Consider the following 25,239-nt stretch of genomic DNA (forward strand, 5'->3'; position numbering starts at 1 on the left):
CAGTCTTTTATGAGGGGCTCCTCTAAACTGTTAGCAACAAGAAAGGTAATACCATCATGTTGCCCAACTGGCAGAAACTGTCTCAGATCAAAGAACTCAGCCAATATTTTGAGGCTGATTTTGCCAGTTTCCAGCAGCAAGTTGAGCATCATATTCTGACGTTAGAGCAGTTCGACTCCAAAGAGCTGGATAAACTGGCCCTATTGCGAGTGCTTGAAGTCACCAATGGTTGCACTCAATGGGGATTGCGCCGACACGACCCGCATTGCTTATCGGTAGAACAGACCCGTGACTGTATGAGGACTGTAATTGGATTTATTCTGGCTAAGCAGATTGATCTACCCAGTGGAGACTCTATTCGCTTCTCTCCGCCGATTGAACAGCTTATGAATGAGGTCCGCGAACTCTATCATGCTGCCTTCAAAAAGCATGTTGAGGGCGCGGAACGAGAATACTATGCTTCTTCTGCAGCACAGTTCTTGGTCTATGGCCGCCCGCGGCTAGAATCTGCAATACAGGTCGTAGCACAAGAGTTTGAGCCTCTCTTTACTCCCTATTATCTTGAACAGGGCCAAAACTATATCGCACCCTATCTAGAGGCAATCCTGTCTGAAGAATCATAATGTTGTGCTTTGCATTAGTAGCAGTGCATAAACAAAAGCCATTTAGTAAATGGAGACCATTGCCAAACTTTCTCCTGCTGGGGTTCCTTTTTGGCAACAAGAAAAAATTTTCCACTATAGCGGGCAAGGTCTTTTTCATCCTTAGAGTCAGAATTGGTCAAATCTACAAAACCTTATTTCTAAATGGGCATCCTTGTTCCATAACTAGAACAAGTCCACCATTAGAGATTAGAGATGAACCATAAACAATCTTTCTTGAAGATATTGACGGGGATTGGATTATTATCTCTAACCAGTTGTAACAGCGTTTCTGGTAAAGGATCTGAACATGCATTCAATCAAGCAATTTGGCCCCAGCATTGTCAGAAACTCAGAAAAGAACTATCTCAACAACCTGGGGTCAAGATTACCTATCAACCCCTGCCGAAAGATATGGCCAGTCAGCCCAGCTGGAAGTTGAATTGGTATGGACGACAAATTCCTATCCCTGCTATCCAATACACTGATGTGTTGGTTATTCGAGATAAGGATGACAGTTCTGTGTTGCTCAAAGGCCAAATAGCCGACCAAACAGCTTCAGTTGTATTGAGCAGATCCCCAAAGATTGAGCCAATGGTAGATATTTTTGCTGAGATCGCAGACTCTGGTACCGCACAAAACTCATCAGAAGGGATTGCTCTGACTCAAAAACTGTTCGGTGGCCCAGTCAGTGTCGAGCAACTATCGGACCTAGGATATCGCCACACCTTGGCTGACATAACCTGTGATAAGGCGAATTGGCAAGAGGAAGTTCCGATTGCTCTAGCATTCATCATCAAAGACATCGCAGCACCGATAGGTCCTAGTACATCGGCCTATAACCTCAATCCCGGCGTTTTACTCGCCAGCCAAAGTGAGTCCAAGGATAAGTGGTGGTCTAAATGGCATGATGAGCAATACGATGTCGAGGTGATATTGACTTTGCCAAAAGACCATCAGCAGGGCGATTTGGGGTTTGCTTTAGGGCAAGCCGATGGACCAGTTGCACCCAATGTACCTGTTTGGTTGGGGCAGTTAGAAACTGCGATCGCAAACCAAACACAACAAAATTGGCAGGCATTACGCATGGCCTTTAAGCAAGCCAAAATGTCAGATAAAAGTATTCAAAAAATTGAAGAGTTACTGGAGGCTTCCCAAGAAAGGTAATATCAGACCCTGGGAATGGCCCTGTTCTAGCTTGTCTCACAACCGGTATAGAGTTGAAGGCAAAGCTTGAACATAGCCTAGGTAGTTGCCTAGCTGTTCAAGAGCGTTTGGGATCCACGGCAATATTTACTTTGACCTAACTCATTGAGGTTGGTGGAGTTTAGTTTTAGTGCTTATATTTAGCCTGAAACAAATATTCATTAGATTTTTATTGTCTTGATAGAAAAACTAGTGCAAAAGAGAAATAACTATTATTTAGAGCCTACAGTTACTTCCTATAAGATATAGGTAGTCGATTGCCAACATATTAATACACCAATGGGATATGAGGTATTTATCTTTAGATCTGAAGACTGAAGGATTAGGCTCGATCTATTAATGGCAACAATGGCAAGTGTTGATTTGATTCTCGATTATATTGTAGATAGCTAAAAAAAATGGGCATATTAGAGGTACCTACCTACTCCAGAGAATATTGATTGATCCGACTAAGATTTATTGCCCCTTGTTCGGAGACTATCAGGATAGCAATGTTGTACTACTGACTTTCAAGATATTATGAGTTTTTCTTAAAGTAAATATTTGAAAAATTCTTGCATTGCATCAACTGAGTGTGAACACAATTTGTTAACGGATTAATCGACATTCATATATAGCATGGATGAATACCTAGAATTAGTTCTTCAACTATTACAGAACATCAAAGAGAGAACAGACATAACTTATCTTATCTCGACGAAAGATAAGCATACTGCGATGGTTTCAGTGAAAGAAGGGGAAATCTCATATCTTCGCTATGGCTCACTGTCTGGGCCTAACGCATTGAATGCTGTTCTTGGCATGGAAGTTGAGAGTTTTGCCGTGCGAAAGCATTCCCTAGAACATTCCAAAACTAAGCGAGTTTTACCAGATACAAGTGAAATCTTACAAAAGTTATGTGTAAAACTGCCGAAGACTCTACAAGAATATCAGGCTAATCTAGACCCTATTAGGCTGAATTCAGCAGTATCCATGGCACCCAGTAGACCTGAAAATACTGATTCTTTGGTTAGCTATCCTGAAGCATCTTCTCCCGTACAGGATTTATCTCCTGTATCTGCTACACAGTCTGGCTTAGTTACTCCAGTTGAGCCAAAATCTACTGAAATTCCAGATTTTACAATTCCCACAATCAAGTCTGCATTACAACAAGCTGTGGGTCCTATTTCTGAACTGATTTACGATGATGCTTTTGCTGAAATCAGTTTATTGAAAGATCGTGGAGACTTAGCATTATTCATTGACATCTTAATTGGTGAACTTGATGAAGATGAGTATCAGAAGCAGTTCATAAGCGTCATTAAGGAGCAGCTGGTCGGCGTCATCCTCATCCAGGATTAAGAATTGTTTGTTTCTTCTAAAATATCCGTATTTCATCCTACGGCTTTGGAGATACTGATTCACAATCTTGAGGAAGATAATCCTAGATAGTTGTTGCAAGCGATAGCTCTTCCAAACAAGCTTGAAACATAAACTTAGTAGCTACCAATCTGTAGTTACTAAGTTTGTATAGTTTGGGTACAGGACTGCTAAGAGGATCTATCTGTTCAAAACCTTTTCCCTACATGGCTTTTAGTCAAGATAGATGTAAAAGCCTAAAGTCTTTATCAAATAAGGGTTAAGAGGCTTCAGGTCTTACTAAGAAACCAGTACTATGGTTTGAGTATTTAGTATTCTCCCTATATTCTCTAGGGTAAAATAAACTTAAAGTTTAATTTGTAAACATAGAAAATCTAGATTCTATCTCAATAACCTAAAAGACTAAATATTAATCTTTTTAGTCGTTATTTGCGTGTCGTTTTATTAATTGATTTCTGTAGAATATTTATACTAAATTTCAATTCATTTATTTTACTAAATCTTGTAGAAAAAGATTACTTCGATGTATGATATTTTCCTTGGTTAGGGCACTATACATTCAGTGCATTGCTTAGATGTGCTAAGCATTCTTTGTTTATTCAATACTTTGACATTTAGGAGCAAAGCAAGGTGGTCAATACAGTTGAAGAGGTTGCATCAAAGAAGAGCCTACTCTGGAGATTTAGGCAAATATTGGTCAGTCTATATCTTCTAACTCTTTTCATTATGCTTCCTGTTATTGGCGTTTGGACAAATACAGAAGTCCATGCTGCTGCGAATAAAGAGCTTGGCTTAATGGTTGATATGGTTAAGTCTCTTAGAACTTTTATTGCAGAGGATGTTCGTCCACCTTTACTAGAAAAGCAGATTTTTCATCCTCCAGCTGTATCTTCAACAGTTGCGACTAAAAAGGTATCAGGTCATTTCTTAAAAGTGCAGCCTGACTACTATATTAAAGTAGCTTCAGATAATCCCTTAAACCCAGATAACTTACCACAGCCTCTAGAAGATGAACTTTTAGAAACCTTTCGTAAGGATCGAGATTTAAAAGACTTAATTCGGGAAGGTCAAATTGAAGGAAAAAACTATCTTGTTTCATCTAGACCTTCTGTGAGTAAAGATTCTTGCTTAAAATGCCATGGCACAGCTTCGACCGCCCCAAAAGAAATCACAGATTTATATAAAGCGGGTACCGGCTTTGGTTATACCTCGGGGCAAGTCGTTGGTGCTAGCGTTGTGGGAGTACCGCTACAAGACGTTAAGTCTCTAGTTTTTCAACGTAGCTTGATTGCCTTTGTTGTCTTAACGGCAATGTTCTCAGGCATTTTTATCTTGATGGATCAGTTGATTCAACGCTTTATTATCAAGCCTGTGACTCATATCTCTCGTCTGGCTCGAGAAGTGAGCGGTGGCGTCCTAGAACAAGAAATTAGATCTAATCGAACGGATGAGATTGGAGAGTTGGCCAAGGCAGTTGAACTAATGCGCCGGAGTCTAGTTTCTGCAACCAATCGATTAAGAAAGAAAAAAGACTAATTGATTATCCTCGACGGTTACTTCACTAGCAATATTGGCTGAATTCTTGGTCAACATTGAGCTTCAGCTAACTTTGTAGGAAACGATAGCTCAGCAAATCTCAAAAAATACGGCTTCCGCAATGGAATAGATGGGCACCTCTAACTTGTAGAGGTGCCTTTTCTCAATTAGATGCGCATACTTTCTGGCTGTAGTAAAGCATAAAGCCCACTTTAAACCGTATACACAAAATAATTTACAGTCCTATTAACACGGTAGTATCCTTGAATGGCCTAACCTGGAAGCTTCGTAGCTCATTCACCTTGGTGGGGCAACTCGTCATCCATCTGGACTAAGGATGAAAATTAATTGCCCAACCTGTAAAAGCCTTTTGTACATACCAGACGATAAACAGTCGTTACGCAAATGCTCAGTGCTATGTTCTCATTGCCATTCAACCTATCTTGTCTCTGCAGGGACCGTGGTTGCATCTTGGCTAGGGTATAGCAATCATCATCGGGTTATCTATAACGCTCGAATTCATCTACAGACTGGTTCTATCAAAACGGTTGAACTGGCAAAGCTAGTCGGGATTGGTGCACCGATTGTTTTACTGACTCCCCTAAAAGGAGTAGGTAGACTCAATCCTATTTTATTGATTGAAATGAATACTGAAAGCACTCTGCTTCTGGTTCATCCTCGCCAGAAAATCCGCAAGTTTCAGTTACAAGGAGCAATCGGGACTGGGATATTAATCTTCTCACTGGGTATAGTGTTGCAAGGAACGATTAGTGCGATTGTTGGTGCTGCAATTGTAAGCAGTCTTGTCGTAGCAATAACGGTCAAAAAGATCTATCGAGGAGAAGAAAAAAATCTTAAGCTTCGTGATCGATTACTCTTAGTGCAGCAGCTGCTTAGACGGAGTGATGATTGGGGTCAACGTTTTTGTCAGTTACATACAGAGTTCTCAAGTCTATATCGTGTCACTCAGCAGTTACAGCCCTATGGTGAGAATCAGGTGTTTGAGATAAATTCACTGTCAAAGTATCCAAGAGAACGCCACTACTTTGAGAACAGATATCACAGCTTGAGTGAGCTTGTCGAGTGCTATTTACTTGCCAAAAGTCTTGTTGACACTAGTGTTCCAGAAATTCAATCCACTGCAGAAGTACCTCTTGATCTGAATGAGAAACTCTTAGAGTTCTCTCAAAGAATTGAGTATTTAGAACAAAAATACAGAGTCAATAGTTAATCGTTAATTGGCGAACACCCGTTTTATAGGTGTTGCTGACTGACGAGATGATGCCTAACATTTCAGATGAAACGGACGATTGACAGTTGTTGATAATGAGTTCAAGGGTATCTACTCGTATCTACCTATGCTGCTATGCCTTACCCATAAGTCTTGAAAGTTAGACTGCCGATTGCTTTCAATCATGACCCACCCTAAAAATGGGCGAACCGGATGTGATCAGTAATGAATGGCTTGATAAGTGGCTTGATTTAGTTCTGCTTGAAGAAAAAGCTGCTTGAGAATTAGCTTTCTAATACGTGATATTTACGCTTACAATCCTAATATCCCCCGGAATCCGTTAGAACGAGGATTAGACGTAAGTAAATATGCTTTCAGATAAGTTGAGTTTGTTGGCATAAGCAACAATCGCCACTAACTCATTTGTACCTGCAGTTTCCAGGTAAATTGCAGTGCCCGACTGCATACCAGATGGTGCAGAACCCAAATGATAATTAAATGCCTGACCATGCAACTGAATTTTGTCGCCCCGAGACGCATCAAAACCTTTTATGACAGCATAGTCATTCGTTCCCGACGTACCATCGTTTCCATCGTTATAGAACACTTGACGGTCATCACCCAGAACAAAAACATTTCTACCATCCCAGTCTTTGAGCTCATCTATCTCGCCTCGGCCAGCTCGTGAGCTACTGGTATCAACACCTAGGAGTCGGTCATTTGAGTTCCCACCATATAGGGTATCGTTACCACGACCGCCTATAAGTGTATCCGCGCCATTCGCCCCATAGAGAGTGTCATTACCATCATTACCTTTGAGGACATCATTTCCCGCATTGCCATCCAAGGAGTCGCTTCCACTACCGCCATCAAGGGTATCGCTTCCATCACCACCCCAAAGGGTGTCGTTATCCTGATCACCTACGAGATAATCGTTGCCGATACCGCCCCCCAATTTATCGTTACCAAAACCACCTCTCAATATGTCATTTCCCCCATCACCATAAACTTTGTCTCGACCAGAAGCTCCATACAAGGAGTCATTTCCCTCTTGACCAGCAAGGGTATCATCTCCTTGTCCTCCATCTAAGGTGTCATCTCCTAAGCCACCGTTGAGTAAATCTAGGCCATTACTCCCAAACAGTTGATCATCTCCTTGGTCTCCATTCAACGTGTCATTACCATCACCGCCATTCAGTTTGTCTTGATCATCGCCCCCATAGAGTTTGTCATCACCACGCCAGCCAGCTAATGTATCGTTATTTTTACTACCAGATAACGTGTCATTACCTTCACCACCACCGAGAAAGTCATTCCCTATATCTCCATATAGAGAGTCATTCCCATCATCACCACGAAGTTCATCATTACCTGCTCCGCCACTAAGACTATCATCACCATCTCCGCCAGAAAGGCGATCTTGACCCTCATCTCCCACCAGTCTATCTTTACCCGATCCACCAGAAAGATAGTCGTTGTTTAGGCCACCGTAAAGGCTGTCATCGCCAGTGGAACCGTATAGCAAATCATTCCCGTCACTACCATAGAGTTTGTCATTATTCCTATCACCACGAAGTTCATCATTCCCAACACCACCATTTAAGGTGTCGTTGCCGTTACCTCCGTATAGCTTGTCAACCCCATCGGCACCATAGAGGTTATCGTTACCATCCCAACCGACAAGAGAGTCATTACCATTGCCACCATTCAAACGGTCATTCCCTGAACCACCTACGAGGAAATCATTGCCATTTTCACCGTATAGTTCATCATTGCCATCATCTCCTCTTAATTCGTCTTCCCCATGGCTACCAAATAGCTTGTCGTCACCCCCACTTCCTTTCAGAGTGTCATTGCCATCTTCACCTTCAATGACCTGATTGCGGTCGCTCCCTACTAAGCGGTCATTGGTGGCAGCACCTTCAATAAAGTATCGATTATCACCATTTGGGATAGAAGATGCAGTGGGTGTTGAAAAACCATCCCCAAACAACTTTACGTTGTCGATACCGACAAAATCTCCTACATTGCTTGTTCCCCTAGAATTAACCTGAACAAGCAAATAATCGTAACCATTTTTGAGATCAACATTCCACTGAAACCCTTTCCAGTCGAAATTTTGCCCTCCTAAAGTCACATCAGTAAGTTTTGCTCGCTGCATCGGTAAAGTTCCAACCTGGTAAGGGTCAGCTTTTTCCCAGATATTGCTTTTAAACTGGCCATTCACCCCCCAAAGAGAAATCTCAATATCATTATTGAGTTTGCCATCTCCTTCGGTATTTTTAAGTCTCAGACCTAGGGTTTGTTTCCCTTTTCGAATCTTGCCGTCATACACAACTTGGGCTATCCCTGCACTGTTGTGTGATGTATTGGATAAAATAGCTGCACCACTTCTGATATTGGCGTCATGTCTAACTCCGCTGGTTGCAAACCAGCCTAGATCTGCGCCTGCACTAGTTGTTTTATAGGGTTCACCAAAGGACGAAGCATCACTAAAATAACCATTAACAAAGGGATTACGATAGTTCGCAGGCTGTACATTAATTGTTTTAGTTAGAGACTTAGAGGCACCTTGGTTATCCCAAACAGTCAGCGTCACATTTTGCGAACCAGCTTGGTCAAAGTGGTAACTCACTTGGCGACCAAATTTATCAACTTTGCCATCGTTATTAAAGTCCCAGCCGTAGGCTGCAATAGCATTACTAGGTAAATCTCTAGATAGAGTTGCTCCTTCTGCTTTCAAGGGATCAGTATCATAGGAACCCCTTGCATCAAAGGAAAATGCTAATCCACCTACCACACTGTGATTAAATTTAGCGACGGGTGCAGCATTATTACTCGGGGTATCAAAAGTTGTATTAATGATTTGGAAATAGGCTGGGAAGTCATCGGGAAGCCGACCTAAATTGATCGGATTGCCTCCAATAGCCGACAGATTGTAGATATTATGCCGAAATTGGCTATTGGTAATAGAAGAACTAATAAAGTCCTTATCCTGATTGAGAGATTCAAGTTTGAGGCCTTCCTCAAACCCAATAACTTTCAATCGATCGAAATTGAGATTAAAAGAAGCATGATTTGAAAAAATCCCACGTCCATCAGGATCGCTCGGATCACCCACAATCAATCCATTTTTAATATCAGTGTATGAACTATATTGAATTTTGACTCCTGTTCCTCGAACGCCCCACACTTGAAAATCATCAATCGTGGAGACCAAATTATGAGCAGTTCTCAGATCAGGACTATCAAGCTGTAGTTGACCATCAAAGTTAGTTTTATGCGCCCATAAAGAGATACCGTCCCTGGTGTTATAACTCTGAAACCCTGTTAGTTGGCGCAAAGGGATATCGGTCACATCCACTTCTGTTTGACCAGGGGGAGCAATCAATGCCCGGATATCAGCTGGCAGTGAATCAACTGAAATTGTGGTTTTATCCCGAAAATCATCTTCAGGGTGAAGTGTATCCCCAAACAGGGTAATGCCTGCATCGTTCGCACTAATTGCTACATTGTCGATCATGGCAACTTGAGCAGCACCTTGAACCCAAAAGCCTTCGCCTCTAAAACCAAGGTCAAATAACTTTTCTCTCAGGTCTTTGGTTTGATTAATATTGTCCCAATTAACTCCTGTTGTTTTGATGGTTAGGTTATTCTGCCACAGCCCCGTTTCATTGCCTGATTCAGCAACAATACCGGCTCCAACGACATCGAAAACAACGTTATCTTTAAGCACTGCATGACTATCATGGTGCACAATACCCCAGCCTGGTGTCCCTACTACAGCATTACCCTGCAGTACTGCTGGAGAATCATGAGCCCCGGTACGGTGAACGTGCAGCCCATAACGACCTCGAGTGTTTGTCCCTCTTCCTAAGGAACCATCAACATTGGTCCCAGGATCATCAACAACTTGACTCTTATCTGAACGTCCTAAATCATAAAAGCCAGCATTGCTCACCACCACATCAGGGTTATGCATGAACATCACATGGGCACGTTGCTGAAGCGGAACAGAATTTGCATTTTCTGTCGTGAAGCTAATGTTGCGGGTTAGATTCGCAGCATATAGCTGTAACTGTCCTTTCTCAGCAATATCGGGAAGATGGTGATCATAACGGAGAACCGTGTTATCCCCAGAAGCAATATCGTTATTAGTAAAGTAAACTCGATTGCCATCAATACGAGTAATGGTCAGTTCCTCATCCTGGAATCGAGAGTTGTTAGCATCAGAACCACCATATCTGTGATTGGTCCCCCCTAAAGCAATTTGGTCACCAACACGCCATCCTTGAGGAGCCTCTTTAAAAACGAGAAAATTATCGCCTGCCGAAACATCTCCATTTAAAGCCAGAAAATCACTTTTTTCAGCTCCATATATCCGAACCTTACCGTGGCTGATCAGGCCTCGACTGAGTTGTGTCGGATCCCAACTGGTATCTATTGCACCTTCTGCAGTGAAGATAATTTGGGTTTTAACCCCAGCTTTCACAGGATTATTTTGTGTGCCAATAAAGAGTTCTCCTGAGGGTGCAACTACAAAAGTATCAACCAGCAGTTTGGTATCTACGTTATGGGCAAACTTCAATTCTCCATCAACCCTGATGGTTTCCAAACGGGCATCACTTTCTTGGTTATACGTAACCGAGGTTCCCTCTTGGATTAGAACGTGAGCACCATCTTGTGGAATTCTGCCACCTTGCCATGTATTGGGGTCAAACCAAGATCCACTTCTAATCGCGATATGGGTAGCTTGGGCGTGAGAAACAAGGTCCAATAAGGCGGAGTGAGTGTGCTGTTTACCAGAATCATTAGGGTGAGCTAAAGGCCCAGAAGAAGAATGCGTTAGCATCTGTGGCATCCCATCTATGCTTGAAGTGCCAACAACTGAAGGGTCATCAACAAGATTTTGTTGTTGGATAGATGTAGTTGAAGAACTTTGATCAACAGAGGTTGAAGGGGACATCCCTGAAGTTACGTTTGCAAGGGTGATTAATCCAGAGTTGGTATCAACTTTTGTGGTGGTTCCAAAACTATTGTCTAGGGAAGAAGATGCGATTTGATTGTCAGCCATATCTTGTTAGTTGGGGATCGAAAGTACTCTATTCAGAAGCAAGAACTGGGATTGTCCTATAGAACTAAAGACCTCAAGCATTCAAGCTAAACCTTTAAGGCCAAATAGCAGATAGGACTTACTCTGATCCCCCAAACTTTATTAATCTACATCAAAAGAATGAATTTTCCGGAAAGATTGGATACAAATTCTTCCCATGTTGATTAAGCACACTGCAGGAAGAATGTAAAGAAATCTCTCATTATTAGAATTTGAGCTACTGCACACTATTGAGAAGTCGATTGTATTTATTTTTTGCTAGAAAATAAATACATAGCCGAAGTCTAAGTTACATTGCCGCCAAGGCAATATGACACAATTTCAATAAGTCCTAAATATGTAAAGACCAACCGTCAGCAAGCTTTGTCTCACTAAAATATGAAAATTTCTATCTATTCATAATAGATTTTTAATAGGGGCTCAGATGAGTTTTCACCTGCTGACCAAATTATGGCAATAGGATGTCTAATATCGCGTTTGATATATATATTTTTTTGTATAACTTATGCCATTTTTCGTATAACATCAGAACTTTTACGAATCTCACTTGAGAGTATTGAGGCAACTCTACGTCGAAAAAGTGTATTACTCAGATCAGGTTTATAAACAAAAACTGTCAGGTCTGAGTATCCATAATTGAAGGATTGCTACTATCCTGATACGGTAAGTATTGTCCTAAAGCTATACTCTAACTGCATTTAATGGATTGGCCTCATTGCTACTCAACACGAGTCTCATTTCATTAGCATAAAAATTCTGTCTGCTATGGTTGGTAGGCTAAAAACAGTGGGAGTATGTCACCTTTGCCGATGCACAAAATTTGTAATCAGAAATTTGATACCTGAAAGCAAGACTAGCAAGGATTTCTGGGATAAGTATAAATACTAGAATGCAAAGGTGACATGCTCCCAAAAACAGCTAGATGATTTCTGGCTTACCTATCCAATTCAGCGTGGTCGAGCACTAGAGTGACTAAACCTACATCGATAAAGCTTAATTTGTTTTTGTGGCTGATCATCACTACCTTCATGGGTACGACCTTATGTGATAGCAGAACAGAAGTCATCCCAATAAAAAAATGGACCAAAGAAGGAGAGCAAACTGGGAGTTACCCATATAAAGTTAGCAAGACTTTTGTCGCACATCCCTGGATTGAGTCAGATACAGTAACATCGAATGCCGATTTTTCACTACCTCCTCATGTTCAACCAGCATCAAAATCAGGCATTTATATCTCTCGGAAGGTGAATGGTATCAATCGTTCACAACTACTGACCCAGCAAGGTTTTAAAGGGAACATTATTAAAAAAGTGAATATGCACTGGAAGCAGTTAGAACCCGTTGAGAATGTATACCGCTTTGATCTACTTGAGAAGGCAATCAATGTTGCTAGCAAGAATGGGAAATATAAAGTCGAACTACACATTAAAGGATCTGTTCGTGAGTTTCAGTATTTCAAACAGTCAGACAAAAATCTTAAAAAGTTAGAGGAGTCTGCCCCTTTATGGTTGGATAACTACGATATTCCGATTATTGCTGAAAAGCCAACATCTATATTCCAAATTCATAATTATGATATATACGATAGCCGCTACCACTCTCGTTATATTGAGCTATTAAATAAACTTGGAACTACTAGAATTCTAGAAAATCCTGCCATTTTAGTCATATACCTGCATAATAAGTCACATACTCGTGGAGAAGAAGGAATAGGCCCCAAAGAAGGAGATCCTAATCGCAAAAAATACCTTGAGCGGATGGATACATGGGCTAAGATTGCAGGTCCTCAGAAGAATATGATTATGGAGACATCCTATAGAGATCAAGATATTCAAGCAGCTTTAGATCGGGGTATGGGGCAGCGTAATGGTTGGATAGAGCACTATCTCACTCATGGCCATAAGAAAGTCTTAGGCCAAGGTATTGACCGCCATGGTTATCTGATTGTGAATGAACATCACCCCCTTATACGAGGTGATGTAGCTTCCGGTGATGAAAATGAAGAATACGAAAACAATCGCTTTTACCAACAGAGGTTTGGTCATTTTTCATCCTTCCCGCATCGGTATCATGAGTCTATGTTGCGGTTGCTGCAGATGCGTCGTAGTGTTGTTTGGGCAGAAGGAATCAAGGGTTTTATAGATCCTGCATTGCTACAATTCGTTGCGTTAGAGCTGGGCAAGACAGTAGAAGACGCGCCTGATGCGTGGAGCTATCTGAGGGAAAGCTATCTATTTGAGAAGGTACATCGCCAATGGGTGGAGGTTGATCCTAAGATCATTCGTTCAGACGGTTCAATGCCCCTCAAGAACTTTGAACGGTGGCTTTATCAACGTGATGACCCCAGTAATCACGTTCGCACAGTTGCCGTTGAACCCAGAGGGTTTGGAGGGCGACAGTTGTTTCGCCATCAGAAATACGATTATGATTTGACTGCTCGCAGAACGGACACAGCCAACTCAATGAATAGGATTGCTTTTGCCGTAGAGGATAAATTTCTGTCAGGACCATCCCATCGAGTTGCCATTAAAGTGACTTACTTTGACAAAGGATTTGGTTCCTTTTCACTGAAGTTTAAAAGAGTAGGCAGGAAGAAGGAGAGCCGTTCTCAAGGTAAAAACAATACAGGAAAGATGATGACTCGAACCTACATCATTAATGATATTGATCTTAGTGCTCGTGGTATGGATACAGATTTTTATTTGGAAGCTTATGAGGATGATTTAACAGTTCGCATGGTTCGAATTATTAAGCGTTCCCATAAATAGTTTATTGTAAGAATTTATGCTTAATAATGTTGAAAATGCTCTTAGCGGATGACAACGAAGCTAGGAAGCGTAAATATTCCACAGCTATTCAATAAATTATGCTGCACCCACTAATGCCCTTAATACGGGGGCCTGCCACCTATCGGCCCATTCGTTGCATTCAACTAGTCCTCTAATCTGCAATACATTATGGGCTCCATCATGGGTCCACTGCATTTTCTTTGTCCGTTTATATCGGTCATTGATAATCGTATCGATATGTGATTCTGCAACTTGACTGGTGTAACTTAGGCCCTGTTGATCTCGTTCTTCATAATTCACCAGATAGGCTTGATTATTCTCTAAATAGTTATACAACTTTTTGAGTTTTAAGCGTTTCTTTGAATCAGTAATATTGGTCATCAGTAGCTTTAATTTTTTTAACGCCTCATCCGATTTGCCATGCCACAATTTCCATTTCACTCCCTCCAAGGTTTCTTTGAAAGCATCATCTTCCGCCCCTCTAACATTTTGAAATCGCATGGCAATATGAAACCAATCCAAAATACACAGAAGGCTGTTGCAGTGGGGAGCCAAGCTTAAAATCACTGTCCAGCAATTTTGGGCTCCATCCGCTAGAGCAGTAACCTGTGTCTCCTCGGTCATTCCCTGCTTGCGGGCTGCATTAAGGGTGTAGATTTTCATCGTGGATAGGCCGTCATCTTTAGCTGAGACAGCACAGCTTTTATTTTCAATCTGACGATGATGGTTGTCCAAAGGGATGATGTTCTCTGGTCGATAGGCCACAGCATATAAGGCTTCAAAGCTGCGTTTATCTTTATCCTTAGTCGGAATGTGCCCCCCATCAGCTTGGAGGATCAATTCTGGGGTGCTAAGACCATCCTCAACGACTGCGGCGGGTTCAAGATTCTCTTGAGCTATGACTGCACCCACTTCATTCGTGAGCAGTTTGATATTGGTATGGTTATTGACTGGACGCCGGTGAACCGTCATTTTATTTAGGTTAGTCTCAGCCTTACGGAAGCTGTACATGGCCCCTTGTTCACATTGCAATTTCGCTAAATCTGGGTGGATTGAGGTGCCAAATACATAGGCCGTTGAGGGGGTACTTTGCCAGTTGCATTCGGGATTCGTGCACTTGTGCTTTTGAATCCCTACTTTGTGGTCTGTAAAAACCGCATGGAATTTGGACTTAGTAAATCCTCGTTTATTGAGTTTCTGGCCACATCTAGGGCACCTATCATAGCCCGTATCAATGAGTTTTGATTGAGCAGCTAAGAGTGAATTCTGAACTTTTTCAAGGAGAGATATTTGTTCTTCGTGGCGCAACCCTAATTCTAAAATCGATGCTGGAGGAGCAATGTCATAGACTTTGAGCGTATCGCGCTGAATTACTTCTTGTGAAGTGACTGATACCTTCTCAACAATGACTCGTAATTCGTACTCCAACGGATAACTCCCTAAATGCTGCCAGGAGAGAGTTTATCATCCATCGTCTAAAGCTGCAATATATTTACGCTTCCACTCGTCTTTCTCAAATGTCTTCTTCTTTGATTTTAAAAAGAAGCTATAACTTCACTTATGACGTTCATTTTTTTTGTATGGAATACTCACCATCCAAAGTTTTCTCCAATTAACTTATATAGTAAATGATTCTGAGAGTAATAGTAATTGTCTAAATACTCATAAATATTTGCTGCCACTTTAGTTCTATTCTGAGAGACATTGCATGCATGTAAATCTTTAACAAAAAAATCATCATCTACGCCAATAAAGTTGAACACCCGTCGAAGCGTAATTTCAGGATGACTAAAAAGCATCGCACTATTAATAAAAAGAATATTGCTCATTGAAAAGTAATTAAGATATCTCTTTATTTGATCATAATAATGTCCACGACTTTTGTAAGAAAAGTGTATAAAGTTCGTATGTTTATAATCCTGCTGTTCTAGTATTGGCTTCAACCGCTCCTCTTCAGCTAATAATGCATCCATTATTGGCAATGATTCATATCCTAATTTTTTTTCATAAAAATAGTGAGAAATAGCTCGTTCTGTAGGATTTCTCAGAATAGCAATTAGCTTTGCTTTAGGAATAATTTCAGAAATTCGTTTTGGGACAATTGGATTGAAAATATATAACGGAGAAGAATCAAAAGTTTTCTGGTTTTTGACAGTTTTACCTGCTCTTGGAAAATGTGATAGGTACCAAGATTGACCTTGTTTGAAATTATCAAAATCTGGCTTTAAACCACCATCAAAAAAGTGAACTTCTTTGACATAAGATGGTGAAATCTGACTATGTTGACTTAAGTAGTAGTACAAACTAGAGGTCCCAGATTTCTGTGCTCCAATTATCATGAAATCTGGTAGATTCCGTGAACGCCAAGTGGCTTTTCGGTAATTAAATATTGCTTTTTTTATAGCTGACTTCATATGACATTTATCTATATATTTCAATAAAGAAAGCAGGATGATATACCTGAACATGAAGAATATAAAAATTCAAGCACAAGCTTGAAATCTCAATATTTTAGGGTTTAATTCTCGAAAGGAAAGGATTTTTAAAATCATTTAGTAGAAGATAAAAAGTATGTACATTAAAATCTTTTATTTTAAGCAATATTTTTCTTTTTATTAGCTTGCCTTTAAGGATTGATACATACTATGTTGTCTATCTTATAGATGACAGCCAATTTTTTTTACTGCCTGACTTTCTCTACTGAGGGCGATCTAGATACATTTAAATCAATATAACCCTGGAGGACTTGAACAATGGCATGTACGTGTGGCTCTTGTAACATGCCATTGTGATCACCGGGCATCTGGATGGTTTCTAGACTATCCGTAATCTTTTCCCACTGTTGCGGTAACCAATTAGAATCTTTGTACTTAGCAGCTTCTTCTAAAGCATGAAATAGAAGAACTTTGCTAGAGAGAAATTGAGGGTAGTAGGGCTTAAATAATCGGCTTTCTCTCCAGTAAAAATTAGGTGTATATCTACCGTTATGTTGAATATAGAATTGCAGTTGTCTCCATCGATAGGAAATTAAGTTTTGAATGCCAGATATGCTCTTGGTTAAATATTTGAATAATCCTTGGTGCTTATCTTTCAAGGGAGGTCTAGGCCATAATGATGAGTCAAAAATAGCTAGAAGGGCAACTTTCTCGCCCTGTTGTAGGAGTTGTTGAGCCATCTCAAATGCAATAGTCCCACCCAGCGATGATCCCATTAAGTAGTATGGGCCAGTTGGTTGAAGGCGACGCATTTCCTGAATATAATGAGCAGCTATTAGTTCAATTCGTTGCGGTATGTCTGAAACACTTTGTGTGGTTTGTGAAGCGATCCCGTATCGAAGTGCATAGATAGGTTGATCAGGGTCAAAGTGGCTGGTTAAGGGTCTAAGGATAAAATGCACGCAAAAGAGTGGAGGTCGGCTACCTTTGGGCTGAATTGGTATTAGAGAACGCCAATTTGACCGGGTTCGTTCCTGTTGTAAGAGAGTTGCCAACTCTTGGATCGTTGGAGCCTGAAAGAATGAAGAGAGTGGCACAATTTTCTCTAACTGCTGTTCGATAGCAATTGCTAAGCTCATCGCTAATAGGGAATTGCCACCCAGCTCAAAGAAATTATCTGTTATCCCCACGTCTTGAACCTTCAGAACTTGCTCCCAAATTTTTTTTAGCTGATGTTCTAACGGTGTTTGAGCAACAATCTTGACGTCTTCACAAGCGGAAGTAAGGTTGCTAGGAAATGGCAGAATGTCTATATCTACTTCACCCTGTGGTGTAAGAGGTAATGCCTCGATTACTACAAAGCTAGAAGGAATGAGATGACTAGGCAGGTGTTTTTTGAGGAAGCAATATATATCTTTTGAGGTGAGGCTATGGTCAGTCGCAACCACATAAGCGACGAGCGAGGGTTGGTTTTCAATGGGATCGGTTAAGCCCACTGCCTTACCTTCTTTTACCTGTGGGTGTTGTGTTAAAACTGTTTCTATCTCCTGTAAACAGATACTTTGCCCCAAAAGCTGGCCAGAATCGCCACTCCCCATTTTTACGATCGAGCCATCTGATAAGCATTTTGCCCGCTCACCCGTGAAAAATAAGTATTCTGGTTGTTCGGAATCGTAGTTCTTCAATGGGTTGGGGATACAGTGATGGCTATCTAAACACGGTAGGTTCAAATAGCCTTTTGCAACCCTAGCGCCCCCAAGGTATAGATTGCCTTCCACACCACAAGGAACCAGTTGTTGATTCTGGTCAAAAATATAAGTGTCAATGTTGGCTAGAGGTGATCCAATTTGGCGCTCATATAGGGATAAAAAAGACGAATGGATGGGTTGCCAACAGACAAAGCCACTGGTTTCGGGTGTACTATAGATTTTCCACAGACAGCACGATGGTAGGGTTTGTAAAAACTGTTTGATGAAATATGGTGAGATCCGATCGCTATTGATTAGGCATTGTCGAACAGACTTTAACTGTTTACATTGATGTTCGACGAGATTATTAAACAATCTCATAGGCAAGACAAGGGTTGTGACTTGATGCTGCTCAATAAACTTTCCTAGATCTGTCAAACTCTGATGAGCTGATGGCAGAATGATTTGGCCACCATTAACGAGGGCTGCATACAGTTCAAAGAGTGCCACTTCAGACATTGGAGATGCCCATTGAAGCAAGCGATCTGAAGAGGATAGGTTCAGCTCTCTTGAATCCTGAACAAGCAAGATTATCCCCGCATGGGTAATTTTGACGCCAACATTGTCGTCAAAAAGCACACAAGCGATATCCTTCTGGCAAGAGGTAAAGGCGGGGATATTGTTGTGGCTTTGAGTACCTATCTTCTCTTGAAGAGAATTCAGGCAGATAATTTTGCTGATAGGGGTTTCTAGCTGTTCTGCAAGGTTCTGCGTTGTGACGATTATTTCGACTTTCGCTGTCGTTAGGATGCTATCAAGATCACACTTAGAGAGTTTATCCTCGATGGGGATATAGGTCCCTCCAACTTTGAGAATAGCAAGCTGAGCCAACACCATCTCTGGTGATCTTTCTAGGTAAATCGCCACGGGAGCTGAGGTAATATCTCCAACAGATAACAGGAAATGGGCCAATTGGTTCGCTCGTTGATTGAGATCTTGATAGGTCCATTGTTGATTTGGTGCTGTCAGTGCGATCGCATCTGGTTGACGATTAACCTGAGCTTCGAAAAGCTGATGAACGCAAACTGATGTAGACTCAGCCTTTACCAATGACTGAGTTGATAAAAGGACTTGACGCTCACCTTCCGTCAAAAGGGGCAACATTGAAATGGGTTGATCTGGATTTTGCACAATCCCCTGCAATAGGGTATGAAAATGTTCCACCATCCGCTCAATGGTTTCTTTCGTAAAAATATCCGCATTGTAATCAAACACCATTCCTAGACCTTCATCCTGCTCGCGCATCACCAGAGTCAGGTCATACTTAGTTTCGCCATGATAGATATAGCCAAATAAAGAAGTGATAGTTAGATCGGGTAGATGAACAGCGGCCATTCCCCGGCCCTTGGACCAGGGCGGATTTAAGGCAAATTTCACCTGAAATAAAGCCTCTTGCGTTTGCTGATCTGTGGAGATTTCTTCTATCACCTTGGCAAAGGGAATATCTTGATGGGCAAATGCTGCTAAGGAAGATTGCTTAACCCGTAATAAAAACTCCCGGAACGTCGGATTATCAGACAAATCTGCTTTGAACAAAAGCGTATTGGAGAAAAAGCCGACTAATCTTTCGGTTTCTACATTGCCTCGTCCAGCACTGGCAACATTAATCAGAAACTGCTCTTGGCTAGAGTAGCGATAGAGCAATGTTTCGAAGGCTGAAAGCAAAATCATAAACTGGGTCGCTCCCACCTGCTGGCCTAATTTCAAAACGGCTTGATTTAAGGTCCAGGGCAACATTTTTGCAGCTCGATCTCCCCTGTAGGCCCGCTTTGCTTTGGGTCGAGGAGCGTCAAAAGGTAACTTTAAAGCAGGAAACTTCCCTTCTAGAATCTCTTTCCAGTAACTTAACTGCGTCTCCAACGCCTCTCCCTGTAACCATTGTCGCTGCCAATCGGCAAAGTCAAGATATTGGACGGGAAGCTCGGGTAGAGACAAGGGCTGGCCAGCCTTGAAGGCCTGATAGGTTTGGGTTAAGTCCTGATAAAACACATCTGAAGAAGCACCATCGCAAATGATGCAATGCATGTTCCAAATGCATAAGAACTGTTGCTCCTGCAGCTTAAATAACTGACAGCGAAATAGGGGGCCATTGATTAAATCAAAGGGTTGCCGAGCTTCTTGAGTGGCTAGACGGTAGGCTTCAGCATCTCTATCCTTCTCAGGCAGATGCAGTAAATCGACCATAGATAAAGTGACTTGCAAGTCCTCAACCTTAACCGTGGGTTGCCCCCCATCCAGTGGAAAACTCGTTCTCAGCACCTCGTGACGTTGTACGACAGTCTGAATACTACGCTGCAGCACCTCAATATCCAGTAATCCATCAAATTTGACCACCACTGGCATATTGCTGGCCGTATTGTCAGGGTCTAGTTGCTGGATAAACCACAGTCTTTGTTGCGCAAATGAGAGGGGTAACGATTGTTGACGATCAACTTTCTCTAATGCAGGTAACTGAGTTTGATGTTGGGCATTCGCGTGTTGCAAAAAGCCAATGATTTCACTTTTTCGAGCTTTAATCTGCGCTAATAATGCTTCGGGCAGTGCGTTTTTGGGGGCTCGATACCGAAGGCGATCCTCTTCCACCCACAGACAAATATTCCTTAAGCGAATCTCATCTAGCAATTCGACAATAGAGGTCATAGCTCACCTTCCTCAAAACCATCATGATTATCATCTGTATCCTGTTCAGGCTGGCCATGAATGGACCAACGAAGAACTTCCACCCTTTGAGCCAACTCGGCGATGGTGGGAGACTCAAATAAGTGAGGCAGTAAAATCTCAATATTTAAGGCTTGTCTCAGCCGTGACACAATTTGGACGGCCAATAAGGAGTACCCCCCTAAGTCGAAGAAGTTGTCATAAATGCCAATTTTTTCTTGTTTGAAAATTTCAGCCCAGACTTGCATAATTTGCTCTTCCAGAGAATTGCGGGGGGCGACATAATTAGCCGCCAGCATTTGGGATGTATCTGGTTTTGGAAGGGCCTTGCGATCTATCTTGCCACTGGAGGTAAGGGGAAAAGTTTCCAGGGGCATGAAATGATTGGGAACCATAAAGTCAGGCACCCGCGACTTTAAGAACTGGCGAATGTCAGTTACCCAAGTGGCAATGCCTTGAGTTTGGGCATCCTGACCAACAAAATATCCGACCAATATTCGCTCACCTGGAGTATCTTCACGAACAAGGACTACTGCTTCCTTGACTGTAGGAAATTGACGCAAATTTGCCTCAATTTCACCAATTTCAATTCTAAATCCTCGGATTTTAATTTGATGATCAATGCGTCCTAACCATTCAATATTGCCATCCGGTAGAAGACGCACCCAATCCCCCGTTTTATACATTCGTTGACCTTGCTCGGCTCCTGCTTCAGGCCAGTCACAAAATTTTTCTGCTGTTAAGCTAGAGCGGTTCAAGTATCCTCGCCCTAATCCTGCCCCTACCAAGCACAATTCACCGGGAACCCCACGCGGTACAGGTTGTGAGTGAGCATCTAAAATACAAACGCCAGTATTAAGCAGCGGACGTCCAATGGGGACGGTTATCGTATCAGAATTTGTTGTTGATAGCGGGTAAACCGTAGAGTAGATCGTGGCTTCAGTGGGGCCATAACCATTCCAGACCCCACGACTTCTTTGATTCAGTGCCTGGGCTAGTTCATGGGACATTGCTTCTCCGCCACTGAGAATTTTGAGATGTTGATTCCCCTGCCAACCCACAGTTAATAACATTTGCCAGGTAGCTGGTGTAGCTTGCATAAAGGTGGCATCAGTGTTTGTCAGCAGAAAAAGCAGCCGATTTCCATCCTGAGCCACCTCCCGACTGGCAATCACCACTTTTCCGCCCTTAATTAACGGTAAAAATATCTCCAAGACAGAAATGTCAAATGAGATGGGAGTGACTGCAAGACATATATCACTGGAGCTATAGTATAATTCTTGCCCCATTGCTTGCAGTAAATTGACGACATTACAATGAGCAATCATGACGCCCTTAGGTTTCCCCGTTGAACCAGAGGTATAGAGGACGTAAGCCATATTGGCTGTGTTAGCCGTATTTTGAACCGGTGCTGTAGGTTCTGACTCAATCTGTGATTTATTTTGATCCAGATAAATGACTGACGCTGCACAGTCGGGAATATGAGTTTCTAAAGACGTTTCTGAAATGAGTAGTGAAAGTTGAGAGTCTTCTAAGATCAGAGCGAGCCGATGAGGAGGATTGCCTGGATCCAAAGGCACATAAGCACCACCTGCCTTCAAAATGGCAAGCATAGCGACAACCATGTTGAGTGACCGCTCAAGACAAAGACCTACTAAGCAATCTGGGCCAACACCTTGTTTTCTTAAAAAATGAGCCAGCTGGTTGGCTTGATGATCTAATGCTTGATAAGTCAGTTGAGTATCTTCAAAGATCACTGCTACGGTATTTGGAGCCTTAGTCGTTTGAGTTTCGACTAACTGGTGTAAACAAAGACTGTCAAGCCCAGGGGTTTGAGTAGGATTGAATTGAGCGAGCCATTGACGTTCAGATTCTGGCAGCAAAGATAAAGTCGAGATCGGTTGGGCTGGATTCGTGATGATACTCCGTAGTATCGTTTCAAACTCTGCTAAACGACGTTGAATCGTTTCCCGATCAAATAAATTGGTATTGTACTGGCACTCTAGGGTAACTGCTCCTTTGAGTTCAGTTGCATTGATAAATAGCTCAAAATTTTCATAAGATCGCGGATTTGACTTAGATGTCACCTCTAAATCAGCAAACGATAGTTGTTCACTATCTAAGCCTTGATCGATATTGAAAATAATGGGCACGAGCGGAATACGGCTCGGATCCCGATCCATTTTCAAAGCTTGCACTAAGGTGCCAAAGGTGAATTGTTGGTGATCGTAGGCATCCAATACCGTTGATTTGCGATGGTTAAAATACTCTTGGAAAGAGTGCTGGGAATGAACTTGAGATCGCAGGGGTAGCAAGTTGACACAATGACCAACCAAGTTGAACTCCCCTGTTGCGGCTTGGCCAGCAGCCGGCACTCCAACAGTGATATCGGATTGGCCAGTAATGCGAGCAAGATAAATTTCAAAACCAGACAGCAGAGTCGTCATAAAACTACCACCCAATTCGGTCCCCAAGTGTTTGAGTCGAGTTGTGAGATCGGGAGACAGTTGCCAATCTACCCGAGCAGAATCAAAGGTTCTCAAGGCGGGACGTGGTCGATCAGTAGGAAAGTCCAACGTGGGAACAGACTCACCATATTGGTTTAGCCAATAATCAAAATCCTCTTTGGCTGCTGATGTTTCTTTAGCATCGTCTAAAGCGATGGCATAGTCGCTAAAAGCATTAGGTGGATTGAGCTGAGGCACCTTCCCCCGCTTGAAATCGGTATAAAGTTTCGCTAAATCCGAGATCATTAGTGCAATCGACCAGCCATCACAGATGATGTGATGAACAGTCAAAAGAAGCACATGATCTTGGTCAGTTAATTTGATCAATTGGCCCCTTATAAGGGGGCCATGTTCTAGATCAAAAGTCGTTCTGACAGCCTGCTGGCTACAGTTAGTAATTTGCTGGGTTTGAACTTCATGATCGAGGTGGGACAGGTCAGTAATCGCGATATCCAACGCTAGTTCTCTAGCAATGCATAGGGTCGAACCATCCGGGCTACACGTCGCTCTAAGGATCTCGTGGCGAGCGATTAATGCCTGTAAGGCCTGCAAAATCGCATTTTCACTCAGTCCCCCCTTTAGTTCCAAAGATTGGGATTCGTTATAGGAACAGTTAGCAGCAGATCCCATTTGTACAGAAGCCCAAATCTCTTTTTGAGAAGCTGTTAATGGAACTGTAGATGAGAGTTCTCCCCCTGCAAACGGGTCAAAGTCTACAGGAAGTGATGTCACTAGGGGTTGAGATAAAAAACTCATAGCAAAAAGGCCTAAATTAAACAGGTTTTATTATGTTGATTTCTAATTAGTTGGGTGAATGGGTAATTATGTAGATGGACAATAGATAAACTTGCGAGCAAAGTAACTGGTTTTCAGCCATCTTCGACTGGGTTTCTCAATCAAGAAGTAGAGCAGAGAAGAAAGTCCTAAAACAATCAGCACTTCTACTCCCAGAAGTATCGAAAAGGAACTGAATTTCATCTCCTGTGGGAAAGTTTGATTAAAAGTTGCCTGCCAAGAGAACTTGATTACATCTTGCACCAGCCAATGACTCATATAGATGGAGTAAGAGATAGTTCCCAGGAACAGCAAGAACCTCGATGATAGTAAGTCAGTAATCGAATTTCTTTTACCACTGACAGAAAGAATCAAAAGGCTAAATATTGGAACGATCAGAATTATCTTCAAGCCAGTATGCATAATGATCATTGCAAGTAAGAATGAAGTGATCGAAACCGAGCTATGACTAAAAAACCGACGAGCTTTTGGATCTTCGAAAAACTGATAAGTAATAATTCCTACTACACCTTCACTAAAGAATCTGATGATTACAGGTATACCTGAATGGTTGATTTTGCCGAAATGAATAACTAGAGAAATAGCTAAAAGAGAAAAGATATAAATAACAAGATTGGTCTTTCTGCTTCTTTGAAATAACAAAAAAATTACAAAAGGGAGTACTAAATAAATCAGGCATTGGGTGCTAATTGACCAAGCAGGCTGATTCCAAAAAGTCTTAATGTCAAATAGTGGGGATCTTGTATAATCAAATCCTTGCAACATCAATAGGCTCATAAAAAGAGACACAATATCCTTTCGCCCAGAAAATGGATGTTGAAAAATGGATAAATACTGTGGCTTTATAGTTAAAATAAATTGATAATGTATTAGTTTAAATATTTCAAATATAAAGTAAGAGAATAATAATATAAAATGTAACGGATAAAGATGAGTGGATCTTGAAAAAATAAATTTTTTATAGTCTTTCCACTGAATATTGTTTCGAAGGAAAGACTTATAAATATGGGTCATTAAAAAGCCACTGAGAATAAAGAAGAAATCAACCCATAGATAACTGTTATCAATGAGTTGTGTTTGGGTTTGGAGTGCTTTCCCCCATGTTGGTGCTAAGGCAATTGGGAAATGATGAATGACGATCATCAAAGCTGCAATTCCTCTAAGACCAGTTAATGGCTTTATCTGTTGACTCATTAGGTAATATCAAATATAACTAGCCAA

12 protein-coding genes are annotated in these 25,239 nt (G+C 41.6%); 6 read left to right on the forward strand and 6 right to left on the reverse strand.

Going from position 1 to position 25,239, the window contains the following annotated elements; genetic code table 11:
- Window positions 1-56 precede the first annotated feature (56 nt).
- The 5 genes from I1H34_RS13450 (at window position 57) to I1H34_RS13470 (ending at window position 5,973) form a co-directional block, all read left to right on the forward strand.
- A complete protein-coding gene (locus tag I1H34_RS13450) occupies window positions 57-623 on the forward strand; it encodes a hypothetical protein (protein WP_212666057.1) in 567 nt (188 codons plus the stop codon).
- A gap of 234 nt (window positions 624-857) precedes the next feature.
- A complete protein-coding gene (locus I1H34_RS13455; RefSeq protein WP_212666058.1) occupies window positions 858-1,808 on the forward strand; it encodes a hypothetical protein in 951 nt (316 codons plus the stop codon).
- Between the two features lie 657 nt (window positions 1,809-2,465).
- Entirely contained in the window at window positions 2,466-3,188 is a 723-nt protein-coding gene (locus I1H34_RS13460; RefSeq protein ID WP_212666059.1) for a hypothetical protein, read from the forward strand.
- Between the two features lie 744 nt (window positions 3,189-3,932).
- Entirely contained in the window at window positions 3,933-4,742 is an 810-nt protein-coding gene (locus I1H34_RS13465; RefSeq protein WP_212666060.1) for a c-type heme family protein, read from the forward strand.
- Between the two features lie 460 nt (window positions 4,743-5,202).
- Window positions 5,203-5,973 carry a hypothetical protein gene (locus tag I1H34_RS13470; protein ID WP_212666061.1) on the forward strand — a complete coding sequence of 257 codons (771 nt, stop codon included), beginning with the start codon at window positions 5,203-5,205 and terminating at the stop codon, window positions 5,971-5,973.
- A 352-nt stretch (window positions 5,974-6,325) separates the two neighbouring features.
- Here I1H34_RS13470 and I1H34_RS13475 read toward each other — a convergent pair whose 3' ends face one another.
- Complete coding sequence (locus I1H34_RS13475) at window positions 6,326-11,047, reverse strand: G8 domain-containing protein (protein WP_212666062.1); 4,722 nt, start codon at window positions 11,045-11,047, stop codon at window positions 6,326-6,328.
- A 1,007-nt stretch (window positions 11,048-12,054) separates the two neighbouring features.
- On the opposite strand from I1H34_RS13475, the gene I1H34_RS13480 reads away from it, so the two are divergent.
- Window positions 12,055-13,854, forward strand: a complete 1,800-nt coding sequence (locus I1H34_RS13480) for a hypothetical protein (RefSeq protein ID WP_212666063.1) — start codon at window positions 12,055-12,057, stop codon at window positions 13,852-13,854.
- A 96-nt stretch (window positions 13,855-13,950) separates the two neighbouring features.
- On the opposite strand, the gene I1H34_RS13485 is transcribed toward I1H34_RS13480, so the two are convergent.
- The 5 genes from I1H34_RS13485 to I1H34_RS13505 form a co-directional block, all read right to left on the reverse strand.
- Complete coding sequence (locus I1H34_RS13485) at window positions 13,951-15,303, reverse strand: ISKra4 family transposase (RefSeq protein ID WP_212666064.1); 1,353 nt, start codon at window positions 15,301-15,303, stop codon at window positions 13,951-13,953.
- Window positions 15,304-15,464: 161 nt separating this feature from the next.
- Window positions 15,465-16,289: a sulfotransferase family protein gene (locus I1H34_RS13490; protein WP_249370119.1), complete on the reverse strand. Its 825-nt coding sequence runs from the start codon at window positions 16,287-16,289 to the stop codon at window positions 15,465-15,467.
- A gap of 266 nt (window positions 16,290-16,555) precedes the next feature.
- Window positions 16,556-20,698 carry a non-ribosomal peptide synthetase gene (locus I1H34_RS13495; protein WP_212666066.1) on the reverse strand — a complete coding sequence of 1,381 codons (4,143 nt, stop codon included), beginning with the start codon at window positions 20,696-20,698 and terminating at the stop codon, window positions 16,556-16,558.
- Complete coding sequence (locus I1H34_RS13500; RefSeq protein ID WP_212666067.1) at window positions 20,695-23,979, reverse strand: non-ribosomal peptide synthetase; 3,285 nt, start codon at window positions 23,977-23,979, stop codon at window positions 20,695-20,697. The genes I1H34_RS13495 and I1H34_RS13500 overlap by 4 nt, the downstream gene beginning before the upstream one ends.
- A 66-nt stretch (window positions 23,980-24,045) precedes the next feature.
- Window positions 24,046-25,212: an acyltransferase family protein gene (locus tag I1H34_RS13505; protein ID WP_212666068.1), complete on the reverse strand. Its 1,167-nt coding sequence runs from the start codon at window positions 25,210-25,212 to the stop codon at window positions 24,046-24,048.
- Window positions 25,213-25,239: the final 27 nt, after the last annotated feature.

The organism is Acaryochloris marina S15 (genome assembly GCF_018336915.1).
Taxonomy (GTDB): domain Bacteria; phylum Cyanobacteriota; class Cyanobacteriia; order Thermosynechococcales; family Thermosynechococcaceae; genus Acaryochloris; species Acaryochloris marina_A.